Consider the following 21,329-nt stretch of genomic DNA (forward strand, 5'->3'; position numbering starts at 1 on the left):
ACCGGCAGGCGTATTCAGATCAGCGCAAAAATTCGCGGCTGATGTTGCGAAAACGGTCATCCCCGGCTTTGCGCAGCCATTCGAAAGCTACCATTTCACGGGTTACCACCTGAATCCCGCACTGGCGCATTCTTGTCAGCGCTGCAGCTTTATCAGCCGCGGTCCGGGAACCCACACAGTCCTCTACGACAAAGACTTCCCGAGCCTGCTGTTTCAGCTCCATGGCGCTTTGCAGTACACAGACATGGGATTCCATACCGATAATGATCACTTGATCCGGCTTGAGCGCTACGAGGGCACTGCCGGATGATGGGTCATTAACCGCAGAAAAATGAATCTTTTCGAAAATCTGCTCCGCCGGAATCCGGGAGGCGATGGCTTCAGCCGTTGCGCCTAAACCGCGTGGATACTGCTCAGTGGCGATGACGGGAATATGCAGTCGGTTAGCCACATCGAGCAGCCAGCAGCAGTTACTGACAAGGCTTTCGCTCTGATCGATAGCGGGTGCCAGGCGTTCTTGAATATCGATGACCAGAAGGCACGAACGATCAGGATGAATCAGCATATCGTCTGCACTCCGTGTTTATCGGCGTATGGCTGTACAGATTACTCTTCACCTGTGGGTGAGGAGGGTTTGTAATGGCTGGGCCAATGCTCTTTTACCACGTCAGAATCCTCTGCGAAAGCGTGGCAGCTGTTGAGCATGGGCGGGGCATTGCTTCCGCTGCCGGTGTGCCAGTCCTCCATATGCTGCCGTTCATGGTGAGTTGCCTGAAAGGCAGTGGTTGCAAGCGGGCCCAGTAGTTCAAGCAGATGAGTACAGCCCTGGACGCCACCGAACAGATCGCGGGTTTTGCGGGTAAAGCCGGGAGCGATCTGCAGTCCTTTGAGTTTGCTGAATACTGAAGCGATCGAAGGGCACAGCCGAAAGGGGGTGTAATCCATCACGGCTTCCGCTTCCAGAATATTCAGATCCAGGTCCACAGTGATACGGATTGCCATTTCATGAAGCGGCTCACCGGCCGGAATCATGCCGTTGGGGCGCTCGCTCAGTTCCATATCGTAGCTTTTGATATCGGTCAGATGCGCTTCAATATCCCACAGCCCGTCTTTACGCTTAAAACCGCGGCAAGTGACCCGGCGCGTGTGGGAAAGCTCACGTTCAACCTGGGGTGTGGAAAGTGGCATACTGGCTCCTGCAAAGACACTCTAAAGCAGTCAAGTATGCCAGAAAATTGCTCTTAACTGCAGTGCAACATGAGGGGAAAATGGGAACTGAAAATACCGATAATGTTGAATTGGAATGGCACTGTAAGCATTTTGAAGCGCTGACTTTGACCCAGTTGGAGCGCTGGTTTGCCCTGCGCCAGCAGGTGTTTGTGATTGAACAGAACTGTCCCTATGCCGATATCGATGGACGTGACTCACAGGCACTGCATCTGTTGGCACTGGCCGGTGATCGTGTGCTTGCCGGGGCACGGATTTTTGCGCCGGATGCCGGCGGGCAGAGTCGAATCGGGCGTGTTGTCGTGGATCCCGTGCTGCGTGGGCAGGGTATGGGATACACATTGATGCGGGAGGCGTTGGACCGGTGCAGGCAAGCCTGGCCGGAGGCGCCGGTGATCATCGGCGCTCAGGCTCATTTGCAGCCATTCTATGGCGAACTGGGTTTTATTCCGGTGGGAGAGCTCTATGACGAGGACGGTATCCCCCACATCAATATGCGACTGACGTTCAGTTAAAGCGCCGTATCAGACCAGTATGGGCGATGATACGGGTTGAGATTTCCTCAATCGAGAAGTTGGTGGTATTGATGAATGGCAGGTCCTGTTGCTGAAACAGGCGCTCTACCGTTCTCACCTCAAAATCACACTGATCCAGTGAGGCGTAACGGCTGTTGGGCCGACGTTCATGGCGAATCGCGGCCAGCTGAAACGGATCGATGGTCAAGCCATAAAGCTTGTGCCGATATTGCTGCAGTACATCCGGCAGTTTCGGGGACTCGAGATCTTCGTCGGTCAGCGGGTAGTTTGCCGCACGGACGCCAAACTGAAGCGCCATATACAGGCAGGTCGGGGTTTTGCCGCAGCGTGAAACGCCGACCAGAATAATATCGGCACTGTCGTACTGTTTGGTTCGCGCACCATCATCATTATCGAGCGCAAAATTCACCGAATCGATACGGTCTTTGTAACGATTCATCTCGATAATCGCATGGGATTTGCCCACGGTGTAGGAGGAGTGCGTTTTCAACTCCTTTTCCAGCGGCTTGAGAAATGTTGAAAAGACATCAATCTTGAAGCCCTGGCTTTTTGATAGCTCTGCACTGACATCGTCGTCGACGATGGTATCGAGCACAATCGCGGGCTCTCCGTCTGCTTCGCAGGCGGCGTCAATTTTTTCCACGGTAGCCCGTGCTTTTTCCACAGTATCGATATAGGGCAGTGTGATCTTGTGGAACTGGATCGCTTCAAATTGAGAAAGCAGGCTGTTGCCGAGCGTTTCTGCGGTAATACCGGTGCCGTCGGAGATAAAAAAGGCCGTTCGTTTCATGGTAAATCAACTCAAAAACAGTGGCGCCGAGTTGGCGTCTTTTCGCACTTAACGCGGTTTTTCACTACAAATTCGCCGACGTTTTTGTAGCAAAATTACATACATAGAACCGGCGATTTTTGTTTTCAAGTGCAGTATCATCCAATCCTTCGGTGAAAATAACAATAAATATTCAGGTGGACGTTCAATTCAGGAGTTACGGCTTTGCAGCAATATGTACTGCGCCTGGATCAGTCAGGCATGGGGGATGTGGACAAGGTAGGCGGTAAAAATGCCTCCCTTGGAGAGATGATCAGTCAGCTCAGTGACGCCGGTGTCCGTGTACCTGGCGGCTTCGCCACCACGGCGCAGGCGTATCGGGATTTTCTGGAGCACGGTGGTCTGGCGGACAAGATTAACCAGGCGCTGGATGCGCTCGACGCAGACGACACCCGCGCACTGATCGAAACCGGCAGCATGATTCGTCAATGGATTATGGAGGCGGATTTTCAGCCGGAGCTTGAGCAGGCGATCGATCAGGCGTTTGGTGATATGACCGGCGGCAACCCTGAGATGTCGGTTGCGGTTCGCTCCTCAGCCACGGCGGAAGATCTGCCGGATGCCTCCTTTGCCGGTCAGCAGGAAACCTTCCTCAATATCCGCGGCTTGGACAACATCAAACATGCGATCAAGGAGGTGTTTGCATCTCTCTATAACGATCGAGCGATCTCCTATCGCGTGCACAAGGGCTTTACCCATGCAGAAGTGGCGCTGTCTGCCGGTATTCAGCAGATGGTGCGCAGTGAAACCGGTGCGTCCGGCGTTATGTTTACGCTGGATACAGAATCAGGTTTCCAGCATGTGGTCTTCATTACTGCCGCGTATGGACTGGGTGAAACCGTTGTACAGGGTGCCGTTAACCCGGATGAGTTCTATGTCTACAAGCCGACGCTGGGCCAGAACACACCGGCGATTCTGCGCCGCACGCTGGGCTCTAAAGCGATCAAGATGGTCTACACCGACGAAGGCTCTGCCGGCCGTGCGGTCGAGACCGTCGACGTGCCGATGAATGACCGCAAGCGCTTCTGTATCAACGATGAAGATGTGGAGCAGCTCGCGCGTATCGCGGTGATTATTGAAAAACATTACGGCCGCCCGATGGATATCGAGTGGGCCAAGGATGGGGATGACGGTCAGCTGTACGTGGTGCAGGCGCGCCCGGAAACCGTCCGCAGCCAGACCAACGCCACGGTCATCGAGCGCTACCTGCTGAAAGAGAAGGGCAAAATTCTAGTGGAAGGGCGTTCCATCGGCCACCGCATCGGTTCAGGTCCGGTACGCATTGTCAGTGGTCTGGAAGCGATGCATGAAGTTCAGCCCGGTGATGTGCTGGTTACTGATATGACCGACCCGGACTGGGAGCCGGTGATGAAACGTGCCTCAGCTATCATCACCAACCGTGGAGGCCGTACCTGCCACGCAGCGATCATCGCGCGTGAGTTGGGTATTCCTGCCATTGTCGGTTGCGGGGATGCCACCGAGCGGCTGACCAACGGCCAGGAGGTTACCGTGTCCTGTGCCGAGGGTGATACCGGCCGCGCCTATGAAGGTAAGCTGGAGTTTGAGCACCAGACCAACTCGGTTGAGCAGATGCCCTCACTCCCGTTCCATATCATGATGAACGTGGGCAACCCGGATCGTGCGTTCGATTTTCAGGCGTTGCCCAACGCCGGGGTCGGGTTGGCACGTCTTGAGTTCATCATCAACCGCATGATTGGTGTTCACCCCAAAGCGCTGTTGAACTTTGATGATCAGCCACGCGATGTGAAGCAGATCATCGAGCGCCGCATCGCAGGTTATGCAAGCCCGGTGGACTTCTACGTCGACAAGCTGGTGGAGGGGATCTCCACATTGGCGGCGGCTTTCTATCCCAAGAAAGTGATCGTTCGGATGTCGGACTTCAAATCCAACGAATATGGGCATCTGATCGGTGGTGATCGTTACGAGCCCAGCGAAGAAAACCCGATGCTCGGTTTCCGTGGCGCGGCGCGCTACATCTCCGAGACATTCCGGGACTGCTTCGAACTTGAATGTCGGGCGCTCAAGCGCGTGCGGGACGAGATGCGCCTGACCAACGTAGAGATCATGGTTCCTTTCGTTCGGACGCCGGGTGAAGCCAAGCAGGTGGTTGATATGCTGGCCGACAACGGTTTGCGCCGCGGTGACAACGGCCTGCGCCTGATCATGATGTGCGAGATCCCGTCAAATGCATTGCTGGCTGACCAGTTCCTTGAGCACTTCGATGGCTTCTCCATCGGCTCCAATGATCTGACCCAGCTGACACTGGGCCTTGACCGGGACTCCGGCATCATCGCCCATCTGTTTGATGAGCGTAACGATGCCGTCAAGAAACTGCTCGGTATGGCGATCGAGGCGTGCAAGAAACAGGGTAAGTATGTGGGTATCTGTGGGCAAGGGCCGTCGGACCATCCGGACCTGGCGCGCTGGTTGATGGAGCAGGGGATCTCCAGTGTTTCCCTGAATCCAGACTCGGTACTCGATACCTGGTTCTTCCTGGCCAACGAGAAGCCCTGATAGTTCGGCGCCCGTGGGGCGCTGTAATGGACAAGGACGTCCCAGGCACTATATCTTTTTTAAGGCGGTTCCCATTGGGTAACCGCCTTATTTTTTCACCGGATGACAGGACTGCATGATGGTCAGAATCACCTATGTCGAAGCGGACGGCCGCACTCAGGAAGTGGATGCTCAGCCCGGTTGGAGCCTGATGGAGGCGGCATTCCACAATGGAATTGAGGGGATCGAGGCTGAATGCGGCGGTGCCTGTGTGTGCGCCACCTGCCATATCTACATGGATGAGCGCTATCTGGAGAAGATTAAACCGATGGAGTCGGGCGAAGATGAGATGCTTGACTGTGCTGCGGCGGAGCGCAAACCCAACAGCCGGCTCTCCTGTCAGATAGAGATCACCGACGAGCTGGAAGGCGCCGTCGTCCAGATCCCGGAAACCCAGATATGAGCAGTGACTCCCCGATCATTATCGTCGGCACCGGCCACGCCGGGCTCTCAGTCGCGGAAACCTTGCGCCGTAAGGGATATGAGGGTGAGGTCAGGCTGATCGGTGAAGAGCCCGGGTTGCCTTACCAGCGCCCACCGCTGTCCAAACAGTATTTGAAGGGGGAGTGGGATGAATCGCGCCTGGAGCAGCGTAACAGTGGTTTCTTTGAGAAAAACCGTATCGATCTGGTTTGCGGAAAAGCGGTCACCGATATTGATCCGGCCTCAAGGTGTTTGAGGCTTGATGATGGCAGCGAGGTTTCCTGGGCTCGGTTGGTGCTGGCAACAGGGTCACGCGTTCGCCGTTTGGGTGTGCCGGGGGCCGAGGCCAAAGGCGTCCACTATCTGCAAACGCGTGCAGACGCCGATGCCCTTAAAAAAGCCAAGGAAAACGTTCGTTCTGTCATTGTAGTCGGTGGCGGATATATCGGGCTCGAAGGAGCAGCAGCGTTCGCTCAGGCCGGCATCAAGGTCACACTGCTTAATCGTGGGACTCAGCTGCTCTCGCGCTCGACCAGCACACCGGTGTCGGACTATTTTTATCGTCTGCACCATGCTCAGGGCGTCAATATCGAGTTCAACACGGAGGTGGTTTCCGTTAATGTGGTTGAGGGGCAGGCGGTTGGCGTGACCCTTGACGATGGGCGCAGCCTGCGTGCCGACCTGATCCTGGTGGGGATTGGTGTAGAGCCGAATACGGCGTTGGCGGAGCGCGCCGGTTTACGCTGTGTCGACGGAGTGGCTGTCGATGGCGCATGTCGTACTTCCGTTTCCGGTATTCTGGCCGCGGGAGACTGTACAGCCTTTACGCATCCATTATACGGGGACACACCGATCCACTTGGAGTCGATCCAGAATGCTGTTGAGCAGGGCCGAATTGCAGCGGCAACGCTGGTCGGTGAAGAGGTCAGTTATGATGCAGTACCCTGGTTCTGGAGTGATCAGTATCAGGATAAGCTGCAGATAGCCGGGCTTGCTCGTGGTCACGATCTGGAAGTGATCAGGGGCGATGACAAAGGCGCCCGGTTTTCAGTCTTTTGTTATGCCCAGCGCAAGCTGGTCGCGGTGGAGTCGGTCAACGCACCTTCGGATCACATGCTGTCACGACGCCTGCTCAAACAGGGGATATCACCGACGCCCGATGAGGCTGCCGATCTATCGTTCTCACTGCGGGATATGCTCGCGTGATTGTACGATGCCCCCTATAATCCATCCCCTATGATCCAGTAGAGAGCCGTTGTGATTCAGTTAGGTCAGCTCAACCGTTTACAGGTTATCCGTGAAGTCCCTTTTGGCGTCTATCTTGATGGGGGGGAGGCTGGTGGTATTCTGCTGCCAAAGCGAGAAGTCCCAGAGGGCTGCCAGATCGGTGACCGCCTGCAGGTATTTGTCTATCTGGATTCAGATGACTTCATGGTGGCCAGTTCAGCCAAACCGCGTGTCATGGTTGGCCAGTTTGCCCGGCTCAAGGTCAGTGACGTCAACGAAGTCGGCGCGTTCCTTGATTGGGGGATGCCTAAAGAGCTTTTTCTGCCCTACGCCGAGCAGCTTCGTCCCCTCAAGCCTGGAGAGTGGTGCACGGTTTACGTGTATATTGACAACAGCGAGCGAATTGCGGCATCTGCCCGGACCGAACGATTCCTTGAAAAGAATCCCACGGACCTTCAGGTTGGCCAGCTGGTGGAGCTGTTGATTCACCGGCAAACTGATTTGGGATATGCCGTTATCATTGATCATCGCTATTCGGGTTTGCTACACCGGCAGGATCTGTTTCGCGAGGTGCGTCTGGGACAGCGCATCAGCGGCTTTATCAAGCAGCTGTTGCCGGATGGGAAGATCGACGTCATGCTCGATAAGCCCGGTTATCAGCGGGTTGATCCACTTGCCAGGCAGATTTTGGATTACCTGGAAGCCCAGGGTGGATTTTGCCCCTTGGGCGATAAAAGTACCCCTGAAGCGATACGTGAGACCTTTGGCGTCAGCAAAAAAGCGTTCAAGATGGCACTGGGTGCCTTGATGAAGCAGGGGATGATCCGTCAAGAGAGTGATGGCATTTACTTAAAATAGCAGCGGGTCCGAAAGGCTACAGCGCGACAATATATCCAGATACAAAGAAGCCCGGCATTGCCGGGCTTCTTTATGCGCTGATCGCGCCGCAGTCAATCGGCGCTCTGCGTCCAGTTCGATTAAGACGCTGAAGCGGAAGCGGAAGATGCAGCAGTGGTCTTGCGAGCAGTCGACTTGGCAGCAGTCTTCGGCTTGGAGGCTTCCGGCATGTACTTGCTGATATCAAAAGCGGACATGTCGAACTTGCTCATATCGAACTTGCTCAGGTCGAATTTGCTCATATCGAAGTAGGGCATGTCACCCATCTCAGAAAAGCTTTTCTCGACCAGGGAAGTGAACTGCTCGCGAGCTTCAGTCAGTGCCGCAACCTCTTTCTCGGCAACGCCGGTGGTTTTGGCTTCCAGCTCTTTGAGGTATTTAACCTGCAGCTCAAACGCTTCTTTCGGCTCCTTAACTTCGGTCAGCGCCTTGACCTGGGCCAGGCTGCTGTTGACGAAGTCAGAGAAGTAGTCAGCCTGCAGGGAGACCAGCGTTTCAGTGGTCTTCTTGTTCAGTTCAGCCAGTTCCACAACCGGCGCCATCTTCTCTTTCATATCTTTGATCATATCTTCGTACATGGGTCTAACCTCGGTATCTATTGGGGTGGATTGTGCACTGCACCAAACTAGTGAGTAGAAATTAACCACCCAAAGCTGTCGTGTCAACTAATAATTTGTGCGTTGCACAAATTTAAAAACGCCGCTGTTCCGTCTTCGAGGCAACCAATCAGGAGTTGACTGGTGCATTGCGATACCGCGCGTTAGCGATGTATCGCCGGCTCCTTGCCGGTATAAAAGGATGGCCGCATAAGCGGCCATCAAACAGATCTACTACTGGGTATAGCAGGGAACTGTTCAGGCCTTGGACTTGAGATCCATCGGCTTCATGAACTTCTGCAGCTCTGCGAAGTACGGAGTAGAGCTGATGTCGCCAACGCTCTTCTCAACGATACCGGACAGCGCTTCGCGAGCTTCTGTCAGTGCGGCCATCTCTTTTTCGGCCACGTCAGTCAGCTTGGCTTCAACTTCTTTCAGGTACTTAACCTGAGCTTCGAAAGCAGCTTTCGGCTCTTTGGTCTCAGTCAGCGTTTTCATCTGGCTCAGGCTGGAGTTAACGAAATCAGACACGTACTGGGACTGCAGGGCGATCAGAGTCTCAGTGGTCTTCTTGTTGATTTCGGCCATATCCATAACCGGCTTCATCTTGTCTTTCATCTCTTCATACATAGCAATGTACCTCGTAATTTTTCAGGAACGGGTTTTTGTGCGTTGCAGCATTGATGGTCACTTTATGATCTATCAGAACATATGTCAACTCTGTTTTGTGCACCGCACAAAAAAGTTTTTCATCGCCGAACCCCTACATATGAGCCAGATTCTATTGAATGGCTATGCACATGCCGCGATGCAGCAAAACGCTTGCCGGAACGGCGGCTGGCAAGCCCTGCACGAAAAGATACAATGGGCCATCGATGCTGCTGCGGTGGCCAAATTTTGTTGCTTCGGAGTTAAACCTTTTTATGCAAGCCGTGAACAGTCATTCCAGTTTTCGCTTCCTGAGAGCTCAGCCGATCCATTCACTCAACGTGGAGATTCAGGAGTTTGAGCACATTGTTACCGGGGCCAAACACTTCCACATTGCGGGTGAGCAGGATGAGAACGTTTTCCTGGTTGCCTTCCGTACCGTGCCCGAGGATTCCACCGGCGTCGCTCATATCCTGGAGCACACAGCACTGTGCGGCAGCGAGCGCTACCCGGTACGTGACCCCTTCTTTATGATGACCCGGCGTTCACTGAATACCTTTATGAACGCGTTCACCAGTTCAGACTGGACTGCCTACCCGTTTGCCAGCCAGAACCGCAAAGATTTCTTCAACCTGCTCGATGTCTATCTGGATGCCGCATTCTTCTCTAGGCTTGATCCACTGGACTTCGCTCAGGAGGGCCATCGCGTGGAATTCGCCGAACCCGGTAATGCGGATTCCGACCTGGTCTACAAGGGCGTAGTGTTTAACGAGATGAAGGGCGCTATGAGCTCTGCAGTGTCTACGCTCTGGCAATCACTGAGCAGCTACCTGTTCCCGTCGACTACCTATCATTACAACAGCGGCGGCGAGCCTTCCTGCATCCCGGACCTGACCTATGATGATCTGGTCAGTTTCTACCGCAGCCACTACCACCCGAGTAATGCCGTCTTCATGACCTTTGGCAATCTTGAGGCAGCGGTATTACAGGAACGTTTCGAAACGCTTGCGCTGTCCCGGTTTGAGCGGAATGAAGATGAGATCGCGGTCAGCGATGAGAAACGCTACTTCGCGCCAATCCGGGTTGAAGAAGCCTATGCCCTGGACCAGAGCGACCTGAGCGAGAAAACTCACCACGTTCTCGGCTGGCTTCTCCCGCGCTCCATCGACCTGGATGAACTGATGCAGGCACATCTGCTTTCACGGGTCTTGCTCGATAACTCCAGCTCTCCATTACGGGCCGTACTGGAGTCCAGTGACCTGGGTAGTGCGCCTTCACCGCTGTGTGGTCTAGAAGATTCCAATCGAGAGATGAGCTTCATGTGTGGCCTGGAAGGCAGTGAGCCGGAAAAAGCAGCCGAGTTTGAAGCACTGGTGCTGGAGACACTGGAGCGCGTTGCCAATGAGGGTGTCCCTCAGGAAATGGTCGAGGCGCAGTTGCACCAACTGGAGTTGAGCCAGCGTGAGATTACCGGTGACAGCTACCCCTTTGGCCTGCAGCTTATTCTCGGCGCTTTGTCGGCAGCGATCCACCGGGGGGATGCCGTATCGGCGCTCAACATCGACCCGGCTTTAGAAAAGCTGCGTGAGGCGATCAAAGACCCGGACTACATCCCCTCACTGGTTCGCAAATGGTTGCTGGACAATCCCCACCGCGTACGGTTGACGCTGCGGCCGGATAATAAGCTCGCCGAGCGTCGTGATGCGGCTGAAGCGGCGCGACTGGCCCAGATTAAAGCAGCAATGAGTGACGCAGATAAGCAGGAAGTGATCGATCTGGCGGCGAAACTAGAAGCGCGCCAGATGCAGGAGGACGATGAGTCAATTCTGCCGACGGTGACACTGGAAGATGTTCCCACCGAGCTGCATCTGCCCCGGGCGGAACAGCTCAGCCTGCCCAGGCTTGATGGTACCTGGTTCTCTGCCGGGACCAATGGGCTGGTTTACCAGCAGGCGATTATCGACCTGCCGACGCTCAGCGAGCAGGAGCAGGCACTTCTGCCGCTATACACCCATTGCCTCACCGAACTGGGTTGCGGCGACCGTGACTACCGTGAAAACCAGGCGTATCAGAGCCAGATTACCGGTGGTTTCTCCGCATATACCAGCGTTCGAGGTCGCCCGGATAACGAGCAGGCCGTCAGCGGCTATCTGGTCATGTCGGGTAAAGCCTTGTCGGTCAATCGCGAGGCGCTGATGGCGCTGATGGTCGAGACGCTGTCAGCGGCACGCTTTGATGAAACTCGCCGTATTCGTGAGATTGTCTCTCACATGCGCAGTCGTCGGGAGCAGTCGATTACCGGGCAGGGGCACAGTATGGCGATGTTAGCCGCCTGTGCCTCTCTCGCTCCCGCGTCTCAGCTTGCTCACCGCTCGCGCGGGCTCGATGGCGTGCGCCGCGTCAAGGCGTTGGACGCTCAGCTGGATGACCCGGCAGAACTGGAAGCCCTGTCGGCACGACTGACGGCGCTGCATGCACGTATCCAGAATGCGCCTCGCCGTTTCCTGATTGTCGCGGAAGAGGAGTATCGCGAGCCTTTGGCTCAGGCGCTGACCAAGCGCTGGTCTGACCTGCCGCAGGCCCAGGCGTTCGAACCCTTCTCGCTGCCTGAAACCCGGCAGAGCGTGAAGCAGGCCTGGTTGACCAGTACCCAGGTGAACTTCTGTGCCAAGGCGTTCCCCACGGTGACCGTTGAACATCCGGATGCCGCGGCGCTGACGGTGTTGGGCGAATACCTGCGCAACAATTACCTGCACCGGGCGATCCGTGAGCAGGGCGGTGCCTATGGCGCGGGAGCTTCCCAGGATAGCGGCGACGCGGTGTTCCGGTTCTTCTCTTACCGCGATCCGCGGATTCAGGGCACGCTGGATGATTTCGATGCGGCGGCGCGCTGGCTGAATGAAACCGATATCGATCAGAGGCGTCTGGAAGAAGCGGTGCTCGGGGTTGTCAGTTCCATCGACAAGCCGGGCTCACCGGCCGGTGAAGCAAAACAGACCTATCACGCCACGTTATTCGGACGAACTCCGGAGCAGCGTCAGAGGTTCCGTAAACAGATATTGGAAGTGGATTCCGCGGCGATCAAGCGAGTTGCGCTTGAATATCTCAAGCCTGAAAACGCCAGTGTCGCTGTTGTAACGAGTTCTAAGGGTGCCACAGAACTGCCAGAACAGTTCGAGCGGATCGAGATCTGATTGTTGGCGCTGATCGAAATCGCCCCGCCCAGCGGGGCGATTTTTTTGGAGAACACTGTTTGAAAGGATTGCTATTGAAAGCGGCTGCACTGATCGTGCTGTCGGAAACTTCACTGGTTGGCGCCGGGCTCATTATTCGCGTGGTCAGTGAGGAGTTGCCGGTTCCAGTGATTGTCTTTATGCGTAATCTAATGGGGCTTCTGTTGCTGGCCCCTTTGCTACTACGCGCCTATGGCGAGCTTGCCACCAAGAACATCCATCTGCATCTGATGAGAGCACTGGTCGGCGTCAGCTCGATGGCGTGTCTCTATTACTCCTGGTCTACGCTGCCGCTGGGCCAAGCAGCCCTGCTGAAGCAAACAGCGCCGTTTTTTATTCCCGTGGTAGCTTTCTGGTGGCTGGGGGAGGCGGTCCCCAGGCGGGTTAAGCTAGCGCTTCTGATCGGCTTTGCCGGTGTTGCGCTGATTCTCAACCCTCAGGAAGGCAGTATCGAAACCGGCTTGTTCGTCGGTTTGCTGGGCGCAGCTTTAGGCGCTACAGCCAAGGTGACGGTGCGGCGCATGCATTTGACCGAACCGCCACGCCGTATCGTGTTTTATTTCTCGCTGTTCGGGGCATTGCTGTCCTCGATACCTGCAGCCATGCACTGGGTGACGCCGAACACTACAACGCTAATCTGGCTGCTGGGGTTGGGCGCGGCGTCCACACTGGCACAACTGCTGTTCACCCGCGCATACTCCATGGTACCGGCGGCGCAGCTGGGCCCCTTTACCTATTCCTCCGTGGTATTGGCAGCGCTGGTAGGCTGGTGGTTGTGGGATGAGACGATCGCAATGATGACTATTTTGGGAATGCTGCTGGTGTTTGCCGGAGGCGTGCTAACCTTGAATAGATCCAATACCCGGCCCCGGGCGGACCGCGGGCCGGTAGGGCAACCTGAGCGTTAAAGGAGCGATTATGCGTTTGCTGTCCTTATCACTCGTCAGTGTTTTGGCTGTCACCAGTCCCACCCGAGCCGAGATCGTTTTTTCCGGCGAAAGTCCTTCTGCCGGCGCCTTTCAGGTACGAGAACTTGCCCATGGCCTGGGGGTTCCCTGGGGGATGGAGTTTGTTGATGAGAAGACCCTGATGTTTACTCAACGCGACGGTGAGATTGGTCTTTTGGAGATCGATACGGGTACGATTCATGCTGTTGGGGGAGCCCCTCCGGTGCGGATCGGCGGGCAGGGCGGCCTTCTCGATGTTGCGCGTTCACCCGGACAGTCGGATCAGTTCTACTTCACCTGGGTCAAGGATAACGGCGAGGGGCAGGGTGTGACTGTCTTATCGCGAGCAACGTTGAAAGCGCGCGAACTGGTCGATTGGAAGGACCTCTTGGTGAGCCAGTCGGCCACTGATACCGGGCGGCACTTTGGTAGTCGAATCACGTTTGATCAGGCAGGGCACCTGTTCTTTTCCGTGGGTGATCGTGGGCATCGTCCCAACGGCCAGGATCTATCTACCCATGCCGGCACCGTGATCCGCCTGACAGTGGATGGCGCGGTACCACCGGATAATCCATTTTTAGATCAGCCTGGCGCACTGCCCGAAATCTGGAGTTATGGCCATCGTAATCCGCAGGGACTGACGTACGATGCACAGAATAATCGGCTCTGGTCCATTGAGCATGGCCCGCGCGGTGGCGATGAAATCAATCTGATCAGGAAGGGCGAAAACTACGGTTGGGCGGTTCTCTCCTATGGCAAGGAATATTGGGGGCCGTTCGATGTGGGCGAAGGGGAAGAGCGACCCGGTATGGCGTCACCGACCAAGGTGTATATTCCCTCCATCGCCCCCGGCAGCCTGGTCTACTATACCGGCGAGGCGTTCAAGGCATGGCAGGGTAACCTGATTGCCGGTGCTTTAAAGCTCACTCACCTCAATCGCGTTGAACTGGACGCCCAGGGCAATGCGGTCAGTGAGGAGCGATTGCTCGAATCCATGGGCGAGCGCATTCGCGCATTGCGTGTGGGTCCGAAGGGACGACTCTATTTTTCCACCGACAGTGGCCGCATCCTGCGTCTGGAGCCTCAGGCCGCCCGCTGACGAATAACCAGCGCGATGCCACCGAGAATCGCCAACGATGCCAGTACAAGGCGTAGCGTCAGCGCTTCATTGAGCAGCAGTACCCCTGCAACAGCGGCCAGCACCGGAACGCTGAGTTGTATCGTGGCGGCGTTTGTTGCACTCAGATACGGCAGCGCGGTATACCAGATCATATACCCCAGCGCTGAAGCGACCGCACCGGAAGCAATCGCCCATAGCGCACCGGCCATATCCAGCTGCAAGGTGCCACTGAATTGGGCCGCCAGACCCAGCGCCAGGGCAAAGGGTATTGAGAGCAGAAAGTTACCGGCGCTGACTTGAATCGGGTCGCCGGCACCTTTCCCGCGCAATGAATAAACACCCCAGGCGATACCGGCACCGGCCATCAGCAGGGCGGCTATCAACGGTGGAGCCGTTAATCCGGGCAACATCAACCCGATCAGCCCAATCAGCGCGAGTAGCAGGCCCAGCCATTTAAGTGGCGTGAAGCGTTCCCCCTTGAACAACCCGTAACCAATCATCGTGGCCTGCACCGCGCCGAATAGGATCAAAGCCCCCATGCCCGCCGCCAGCTCCACATAGGCGTATGAGAACAGGGCTGCATAGGCGAAGAGGGCAAGGGCAGACAGCCCGCTGCCGGCAAAACGGGCCCCGGACTTAAGGCCGATGATCAGCGCCAGCATAAGGGCACCTGACACTAGCCGGATAAGCGTAAAGGCTGCGGGGTCAATGGTGGTTTCACGTAATGCCACACGGCACAATAAGGAGTTGCCGGCGAACGCGACCATCGCGATCGTCGTGAGCAGGACTACGCGGGTGAAAGGCATGGGTTTTCCTTTTTTGTTATTACCCGGTGCCGGTTCCGTTATGCGCTTACGTCGAGAATTGTGCCGATAACCTCATCGGCCGCCTGAACCACCTTAACGCCGGCCAGGGCGTAGGTTTGGGCTTCCTGCTGACCAACAAGGGATTCGGTCAGAGAGGAGGCGGAAGCACCATTAGCCCCTGAGCTCGTACCGGAGCTGCCGCTGGTTGTGCTGGCGGCAATCTCTTCGCCGGAACGCTGAATCTGCGAGTAGGCCGTGCTTAACGGCTGCATCCCTGCGCTGATGGGTGAGATTGTGCTCATGATATATAGCTCTGACTTGAGGATTCAGGGCGGCTCTCGTTTGCGCTTCCCGGAGCACTACGCATACCGGTTACACGGGTAACAGAGTCGCCCGAACATATTTATAACTCAAGGGTACTTTGGTACTGGCTCAATTCGCAAACACTTTCTTGAGTAATTCGGTGGTTCGAGCGGCCGGGTCCTGCCGAATCCGTTTCTCTTCCTGGGCGAGAACGGTAAACAGGCCGTCGAGTGCTTTCTCAGTCACATGATCGCCGAGATCCAGGTTCAGATTACCCAGCAGAGCCACCTCATTCTTCGCCATATCGAGTAGCGTATTGTAGGCCGAGGTGACGCCGTTTTCGTTCATGGCCGTTTCGATTTTCGGCTGGAAACGTTCCTTGAGTTGGCTGTAGGTTCGCTCGCGAAAATATTCGGTGGCTGCAGTATCACCACCGCTGTAGATTCGACGAACATCCTCCAGGGTCATGGTACTGATTGCGTCGCTGAATATCGGGGCGGCTTCGGTCACCGCGCCTTCAGCTGCACGATTCATACTGAGCTCGAATGCTTCGACCTGGCTGCTGAGTCCGGCCCTGCGAAACATGTTGGCCGTCGTGTGCAACATACCCGGCAGCGGAATCTTTACGTCAGCATTGCCCATGTAACCATCCGTCTTTGCCAGTTGTTCCACAGCACGCTGGGTTCCCACAGCCAGCGCCTCACGCAGGCCCGATGTCAGGGTGCTGTTCTCAACGCCCTCGGGTGGTGCTTCGCCCTCCGGCGAGGTGTTGGTGACATCGTGAATTAATGTTTCACCCTGGTTAAGGAGTTTTTTCCAGTCGGCCTGAGCCGGTGATGTCTGGGCGAGTGCGAAAAACAGCGGGATCAGCGTTACTAATGCAGGCTTGGTCATAGGGTTCCTTTGTTCCAATGAATGCCAGTATATGCGGTAACTGTAGGCGATCTCCCCCAGGCTATCCAGCATCCTGTTTATCGACTACCTGAGTCCGCCCGCCGGTAAAGTACAACCGAGGATTTGCACTGCCGCCACCTGTGACTCTATGGTTTAAGGACGATAACCGGAGCACGGTGGAGGAAGGTTCAATGACGTTACGAAATCAGGTACAGCTTATATGTTATCCGGACCGGTTGGGCCGTGACCTGAAAGACCTCTATCGTTGCCTTGAGCGCCACGTGGGCGACGCCATCGGCGGCGTGCATCTGTTACCGTTTTATCCCTCCAATGCCGACGCCGGCTTTTCACCACTGACCCATACCGAAGTGGACCCAAGGTTTGGCAGCTGGGAGGATATCGGATTGCTTGCCAACCGTTACGACCTCTGTGTTGACCTTATCCTGAACCATATTTCGGATGAATCCGAAGAGTTTAAGGACTTTGTGGCAAAGGGGTATGACTCGGAGTTTGCCGAGCTGTTCATCCACGTGGATGATCTCGGGCCGATCAGCCATGATGACCTGGCCAAGATCCATATCCGCAAAGAAAAGGAGCCGTTCCGGGACGTTCGCTTCGCGGATGGCAGCAAAGGGCGGGTATGGTGCACCTTCACCGAACATCAGATCGATCTGAATTACGAGTCAGACAAAACCCGTGATCTGATGGGACACTACATCGCCTTTCTGGCAGGCAAAGGCGTCAAACTGTTCCGGTTGGATGCCTTCGGGTATACCACCAAGCGGATCGGTACCAGTTGTTTTCTGGTTGAGCCCGACGTCTATCGCAACCTGGACTGGTTTAACAGTGTCGCGCATATGCATGACGCGGAGCTGCTGCCGGAAGTGCATGACCATACCAGCTATCAATATGCCATCAGCCGCCGTGATATGCGGCCATACGGGTTCGCCCTGCCGCCACTGCTGCTCTACACACTGCTGGATGACAACAGTGTTTACCTGAAGCATTGGCTGCGCATGGCACCACGCAATATGGTGACGGTGCTCGATACCCATGACGGCATCTGCATCCCCGATGTGGAAGGGGTTCTGCCGGACGATCGAATCAAGGGCTTGATCGAAAGTGTGGACAGCCGCAGCGCTGATCCGATTCTGCGTCGCTCGGCGGTCAGTGCGCACAGTGTCGGGGCGATCTATCAGTTGACCTGCACCTTTTACGAAGCACTGATGTGTAATGATGATGCGTATATAGCAGCCCGTGCCATACAGTTCTTCGCACCGGGTATTCCCCAGGTTTACTACGTGGGTTTGCTTGCCGGTCGTAACGATTACGATCTGCTTGAGAGGACAGGCGAAGCCCGGGATATAAACCGGCACTACTACTCGGTTGAGGAGGTGGATGAGGCGATTCAGCAGCCTGTGGTTCAGCGCCTGCTGGCGTTAATGCGGTTTCGTAATACCCATCCCGCGTTTGCGGGGCGGTTTGAGCTTCACTCATCCAGCGACACCAGTGTTTCCATGGGCTGGCGTCACGCGGAGCATTATTGCCACCTGTTTGTTGATTTGAACTTCAAGACGGCGCGCGTGACCTATACAGATGAAGATGCATCAGAAATGCTTGAATTTGAGTGTTAACAGAGACAGAATTTGATTTATATCAGAGAAACCGAGTGGGGTATCTTGAACGCATTTTAAACAAAGGAGTATGCTGATGTATTCTCCGAGCGCAGGGCCGCGCTCGTCCCGCCACTGAAAAAGAGCAGAATGGCAAAATGAGCAGTTTCGTTGTGCATTATGACGATACCCTCCGTCCGTTGGTGGAATCGCTCCAATGCACCCTAAAGGAATATCTGCCCGGTACACTCTGGGCACCGGTGACTAAGCTTGAGCAGGTGCGCCCCGGTGGTTTTGCCCTGTTGAGCGCTGAACATATCCGTCCCGAAGACCTACCATTGATTGCCGCTCGATGCACCCTGGTCCTTGTAAAGGACTGGTCCCTAAACCTCTGTAACGAGTGGTTAAACAGAGGGGCCAGCGCCTGCTTGAGTGATGAGAACGTCGAAAAACTGGCTGCCGAGCTGCTCACTCAGCGCCGTCTGCAGGAGGCGGCCAGCGCCGCACGCGGAGACGGTGAGATTCTGCAAGCAGTGATCGATGCCGTTCCGGTGCCGATCTTTTATAAGGATGAACACCACATCTATCGTGGCTGCAATGTGGCCTTTCATGAATTTATCGGCCTGCCGCAGGAAAAAGTGGTAGGTCATTCCGTGTTTGACGTGGCCCCCGCTGACCTGGCGCAACGCTACTATGAGGCGGATGAGACGCTCTTGGAGCAGCGCGGCTGCCAGCGTTATGAGGCACCGGTGCGTTATGCGGACGGGAGCTTTCGGGACATCGAGTTTCATAAAGCGGTGTTTTTCAAGCCGGACGGGAGAGTCGGTGGTCAGGTGGGGGTGATGCTCGATGTCACAGAGCGCAACCAGCTGATGCACAAGCTGGAAAAGTTCTCGCATACCGATCCGCTGACGGGTACCGGTAACCGCCGAGAATTCGATGCCGTCGCCCACAGGGAGCTTCGTCGGCACCGCAGTAAGCAGATGGCATTGAGTCTGTTGGTGATGGATGTGGACCATTTCAAGCAGATCAACGATACCTGGGGACACCCCGTTGGTGATCAGGCGCTGCGTTTTCTGGTCGACCAGTGCCACTCTCAGCTGAGGGAAAACGACCGTCTGTTCCGGGCCGGTGGTGAAGAGTTTTTCATGGTGCTGCCTCAGACTGATGTGAATCAGGCTCGTAGCGTTGCTGACCGCCTGTGCGCTCACATGCGTAAACAGGTGCTCAGGTTGGATGACGCCGAGATCCGTATGACGGTGTCAATCGGCGTGATTGAACTGACGCGTGGCGCGTCGCTGGAAGATGCTCTGGACCTCGCCGATCAGGCACTTTATAAGGCGAAACGAGAGGGCAGAGACCGCGTCAGTGTCGCTGAAACCTGAAACCTCGCGCCCGCCACCCTTTGATTCCGGGCGGTGATCGGCGACACTACGCCTTATCATCGTAAACCCGAGCTCAGGAAAGTGCATGTGGCTGCAGACGCGCTGTGAATTAAACTTTGAAATTGAATATCCGACGCCTTTCGTTCTGATGCTACGACCGCGTAGCGGTGCCCAGCAGTGGATTGCACGCGAAGAGTACCGAATAGAACCGAATATTGGCGCGTTCGAGTTCACCGACGGCTACGGCAACCTCTGTCAGCGGCTTATTGCGCCGCCCGGCAGCTTCTCGATCATGACAGAAGCTGAGGTGATGACAGCGGATCATATCGACCTGGCACCGGGCGCGCCATTTATTGAGATTCAAAATCTACCCGATAGCGCGCTTGAGTATTTGCTACCCAGCCGCTTTTGCGAATCTGACAGATTGTCGGATCTGGCAAACCGGATCACCGATGGCATGCTGCCGGGGTATGATCAGGTTGCCGCCATCGAACGCTGGGTTCATGAACAGATTGTCTATGAACCCGCGACCAGCGCGGTGCCTGTATCTGCCACAGAGATCGCGGCTCGAGGAGCAGGCGTCTGCCGGGATCTGGCCCACCTCTCTATCGCCTTGTGTCGAAACCTGAGCATCCCCGCCCGGATGGTGGTCGGCTATCTCTACGAGCTCGAACCGATGGATCTGCACGCCTGGTTTGAGGCCTACGTGGGCGGGCGCTGGTACACTTTTGATCCCACCCAAAAGCAGCTTCGGCCGGGCTATGTAGCGATCGGCTATGGTCGTGATGCCGCGGATGTGGCGATCTATAACCAGTTTGGACCGCCGGTTATCCCGCTTGAGCAACATATTACGGTGAAGCGTTTAGCGAACCGTTAGGCTAGAATGAAGCTCAACAACGACAAAAGCTGTACAAAAGGTCAGAAAACACCGGTTTCCGGGCCCCGTCTCGGACGCGGCGTGCCATAGACGGCATACTCGCAAAGGAACCAGGATAAGAGATATGGAACCGACTCTCCTGTTACGCTCAGCTATTCACTATGTCTTTTTGCTGTGTAGTGTGCTGGCTTTCTCAACTGTGCAGGCGGCCGAATATCGTTTGCGCCTCTCCACTGAAAACACCCGTGATCACGTTCAGACGCAGGCACTGGAGCGATTCGCCGATTCGGTTGAGCAGTCCAGCAAGCAGCGTATACAGGTGGATTTTTACCACGATGCGCGTCTGTTTCGGGATCGCGATGTGATATCCGCCCTGATCGGCGGCAAGGTGGAGATGGCCGTGCCGGGCATGTGGCACCTGGATCGGTACATCCCTGACGTGGGCCTGTATATGTTGCCCCTGTTTTACGGGCGCGAAGCGAGCGAGCATCACCGTATTCGTGATGGCGTTATCGGTGAGCGTGTGAGTACCAGTATCGAGACGCTGCTCGGCGTCGAGGTGCCGGGCCGCTGGTTAGACCTGGGCCACGCGCACCTTTACTTTACCGACAGTCCCGTCAGCAAACATGAGGACTTGAGCGGCCGTAAAATCCGTATTCCGGGAGGCGTCGCCAATCGGGGTCGACTGGAAGCTTTTGGTGCAGAACCGACGGTCATTGCCTGGCCGGATCTGCCCAACGCACTGAAGCAGGGGCGGGTCAGCGGTGTGCTGACGACCCATGAAACCGTGCGTAGCGCCAGTCTCTGGGAGCAGGGTATACGATACGGGTTTGAGGACATGGAGTACTTCGCTCAGTACGTGCCCATGGTCAACGGTCAGTTCTGGAACGGCCTGCCGCCTGATCTTCAGAGAGTGGTCCTTGACAGCTGGGACGCCATTGTCGACGAAGAGCGCCGACAGGCGGCCGAATCCCAGGTGCACGCCCGCGAAGAGATGCTAAGGCGAGGTATCAAACTGTATCAACCCGAACCGGACGCACTGGTCCAGTGGCGTGAGCGGGCGCTGCAGCGACAACCCGAAATGGTTGACACAATGGGGGTAAGTCGCGAGCTGGTCGATCTTGCTACTGAAGTGATCAAAGCACCATGAGCGCACCCAGTCTACATCTTGTGAGTGAGCGCCGGAGCGATCAC

20 protein-coding genes are annotated in these 21,329 nt (G+C 55.9%); 12 read left to right on the forward strand and 8 right to left on the reverse strand.

The annotated features are described in order from the left end of the window. Positions 1 to 19: 19 nt before the first annotated feature. A complete protein-coding gene (locus G403_RS0102420; RefSeq protein WP_027852578.1) occupies positions 20 to 565 on the reverse strand; it encodes a hydrolase in 546 nt (181 codons plus the stop codon). Between the two features lie 41 nt (positions 566 to 606). After that, positions 607 to 1,188 (reverse strand): DUF2889 domain-containing protein, encoded by a 582-nt coding sequence (locus G403_RS21905; RefSeq protein ID WP_036232256.1) that lies wholly within the window; start codon positions 1,186 to 1,188, stop codon positions 607 to 609. Positions 1,189 to 1,268: 80 nt separating this feature from the next. On the opposite strand from G403_RS21905, the gene G403_RS0102430 reads away from it, so the two are divergent. Beyond that, a complete protein-coding gene (locus G403_RS0102430; RefSeq protein WP_027852579.1) occupies positions 1,269 to 1,742 on the forward strand; it encodes a GNAT family N-acetyltransferase in 474 nt (157 codons plus the stop codon). Here G403_RS0102430 and ppsR read toward each other — a convergent pair. Continuing rightward, positions 1,735 to 2,553 (reverse strand): posphoenolpyruvate synthetase regulatory kinase/phosphorylase PpsR, encoded by an 819-nt coding sequence (ppsR, locus tag G403_RS0102435; protein ID WP_027852580.1) that lies wholly within the window; start codon positions 2,551 to 2,553, stop codon positions 1,735 to 1,737. The genes G403_RS0102430 and ppsR overlap by 8 nt on opposite strands. A gap of 240 nt (positions 2,554 to 2,793) precedes the next feature. Here ppsR and ppsA point away from each other — a divergent pair, with 240 nt between their 5' ends. The 4 genes from ppsA to G403_RS0102455 all read left to right on the forward strand — a co-directional run bounded on the left by ppsA (position 2,794) and on the right by G403_RS0102455 (position 7,674). Further along, complete coding sequence (gene ppsA / locus G403_RS0102440) at positions 2,794 to 5,127, forward strand: phosphoenolpyruvate synthase (protein ID WP_425411691.1); 2,334 nt, start codon at positions 2,794 to 2,796, stop codon at positions 5,125 to 5,127. 118 nt (positions 5,128 to 5,245) lie between these two features. Beyond that, positions 5,246 to 5,569, forward strand: a complete 324-nt coding sequence (locus tag G403_RS0102445) for a 2Fe-2S iron-sulfur cluster-binding protein (RefSeq protein WP_027852582.1) — start codon at positions 5,246 to 5,248, stop codon at positions 5,567 to 5,569. Continuing rightward, positions 5,566 to 6,795 carry an NAD(P)/FAD-dependent oxidoreductase gene (locus G403_RS0102450; protein WP_027852583.1) on the forward strand — a complete coding sequence of 410 codons (1,230 nt, stop codon included), beginning with the start codon at positions 5,566 to 5,568 and terminating at the stop codon, positions 6,793 to 6,795. Before G403_RS0102445 ends, G403_RS0102450 begins: the two co-directional genes overlap by 4 nt. A gap of 51 nt (positions 6,796 to 6,846) precedes the next feature. After that, complete coding sequence (locus tag G403_RS0102455; protein ID WP_027852584.1) at positions 6,847 to 7,674, forward strand: CvfB family protein; 828 nt, start codon at positions 6,847 to 6,849, stop codon at positions 7,672 to 7,674. A gap of 119 nt (positions 7,675 to 7,793) precedes the next feature. On the opposite strand, the gene G403_RS21910 is transcribed toward G403_RS0102455, so the two are convergent. Both G403_RS21910 and G403_RS21915 read right to left on the reverse strand, forming a co-directional pair. Further along, the gene (locus tag G403_RS21910; protein ID WP_051298426.1) at positions 7,794 to 8,291 is read right to left on the reverse strand and encodes a phasin family protein; all 498 of its coding nucleotides are present in this window, start codon (positions 8,289 to 8,291) and stop codon (positions 7,794 to 7,796) included. Positions 8,292 to 8,567: 276 nt separating this feature from the next. Then, positions 8,568 to 8,939: a phasin family protein gene (locus G403_RS21915; protein WP_051298427.1), complete on the reverse strand. Its 372-nt coding sequence runs from the start codon at positions 8,937 to 8,939 to the stop codon at positions 8,568 to 8,570. A gap of 293 nt (positions 8,940 to 9,232) precedes the next feature. On the opposite strand from G403_RS21915, the gene G403_RS0102470 reads away from it, so the two are divergent. The 3 genes from G403_RS0102470 to G403_RS0102480 all read left to right on the forward strand — a co-directional run bounded on the left by G403_RS0102470 (position 9,233) and on the right by G403_RS0102480 (position 14,236). Continuing rightward, a complete protein-coding gene (locus G403_RS0102470; protein ID WP_027852585.1) occupies positions 9,233 to 12,151 on the forward strand; it encodes an insulinase family protein in 2,919 nt (972 codons plus the stop codon). Positions 12,152 to 12,225: 74 nt separating this feature from the next. Beyond that, positions 12,226 to 13,098: a DMT family transporter gene (locus tag G403_RS21920; protein WP_245578185.1), complete on the forward strand. Its 873-nt coding sequence runs from the start codon at positions 12,226 to 12,228 to the stop codon at positions 13,096 to 13,098. Between the two features lie 10 nt (positions 13,099 to 13,108). Beyond that, complete coding sequence (locus tag G403_RS0102480; protein WP_051298432.1) at positions 13,109 to 14,236, forward strand: PQQ-dependent sugar dehydrogenase; 1,128 nt, start codon at positions 13,109 to 13,111, stop codon at positions 14,234 to 14,236. On the opposite strand, the gene G403_RS0102485 is transcribed toward G403_RS0102480, so the two are convergent. From G403_RS0102485 to G403_RS0102495, 3 genes are all read right to left on the reverse strand, one after another. Further along, positions 14,221 to 15,063 carry a DMT family transporter gene (locus G403_RS0102485; protein WP_027852587.1) on the reverse strand — a complete coding sequence of 281 codons (843 nt, stop codon included), beginning with the start codon at positions 15,061 to 15,063 and terminating at the stop codon, positions 14,221 to 14,223. The genes G403_RS0102480 and G403_RS0102485 overlap by 16 nt on opposite strands. 38 nt (positions 15,064 to 15,101) lie before the next feature. Further along, positions 15,102 to 15,365, reverse strand: coding sequence for a hypothetical protein (locus G403_RS21925; protein WP_036232262.1), 264 nt, complete (start codon positions 15,363 to 15,365; stop codon positions 15,102 to 15,104). Positions 15,366 to 15,495: 130 nt separating this feature from the next. Next, positions 15,496 to 16,260, reverse strand: coding sequence for a DUF4197 domain-containing protein (locus tag G403_RS0102495; RefSeq protein ID WP_027852588.1), 765 nt, complete (start codon positions 16,258 to 16,260; stop codon positions 15,496 to 15,498). 191 nt (positions 16,261 to 16,451) lie between these two features. On the opposite strand from G403_RS0102495, the gene gtfA reads away from it, so the two are divergent. The 4 genes from gtfA (at position 16,452) to dctP (ending at position 21,285) form a co-directional block, all read left to right on the forward strand. Further along, complete coding sequence (gtfA, locus tag G403_RS0102500) at positions 16,452 to 17,894, forward strand: sucrose phosphorylase (RefSeq protein ID WP_027852589.1); 1,443 nt, start codon at positions 16,452 to 16,454, stop codon at positions 17,892 to 17,894. Between the two features lie 137 nt (positions 17,895 to 18,031). Beyond that, positions 18,032 to 19,258, forward strand: a complete 1,227-nt coding sequence (locus G403_RS21930; protein ID WP_027852590.1) for a GGDEF domain-containing protein — start codon at positions 18,032 to 18,034, stop codon at positions 19,256 to 19,258. 85 nt (positions 19,259 to 19,343) lie between these two features. Further along, the gene (locus G403_RS0102510; protein ID WP_027852591.1) at positions 19,344 to 20,135 is read left to right on the forward strand and encodes a transglutaminase domain-containing protein; all 792 of its coding nucleotides are present in this window, start codon (positions 19,344 to 19,346) and stop codon (positions 20,133 to 20,135) included. Between the two features lie 124 nt (positions 20,136 to 20,259). Next, positions 20,260 to 21,285, forward strand: a complete 1,026-nt coding sequence (gene dctP, locus G403_RS0102515) for a TRAP transporter substrate-binding protein DctP (protein WP_036232264.1) — start codon at positions 20,260 to 20,262, stop codon at positions 21,283 to 21,285. The last annotated feature ends 44 nt before the right edge of the window (positions 21,286 to 21,329 follow it).

The organism is Marinobacterium litorale DSM 23545 (assembly GCF_000428985.1).
Taxonomy (GTDB): Bacteria; Pseudomonadota; Gammaproteobacteria; order Pseudomonadales; family Balneatricaceae; genus Marinobacterium_D; species Marinobacterium_D litorale.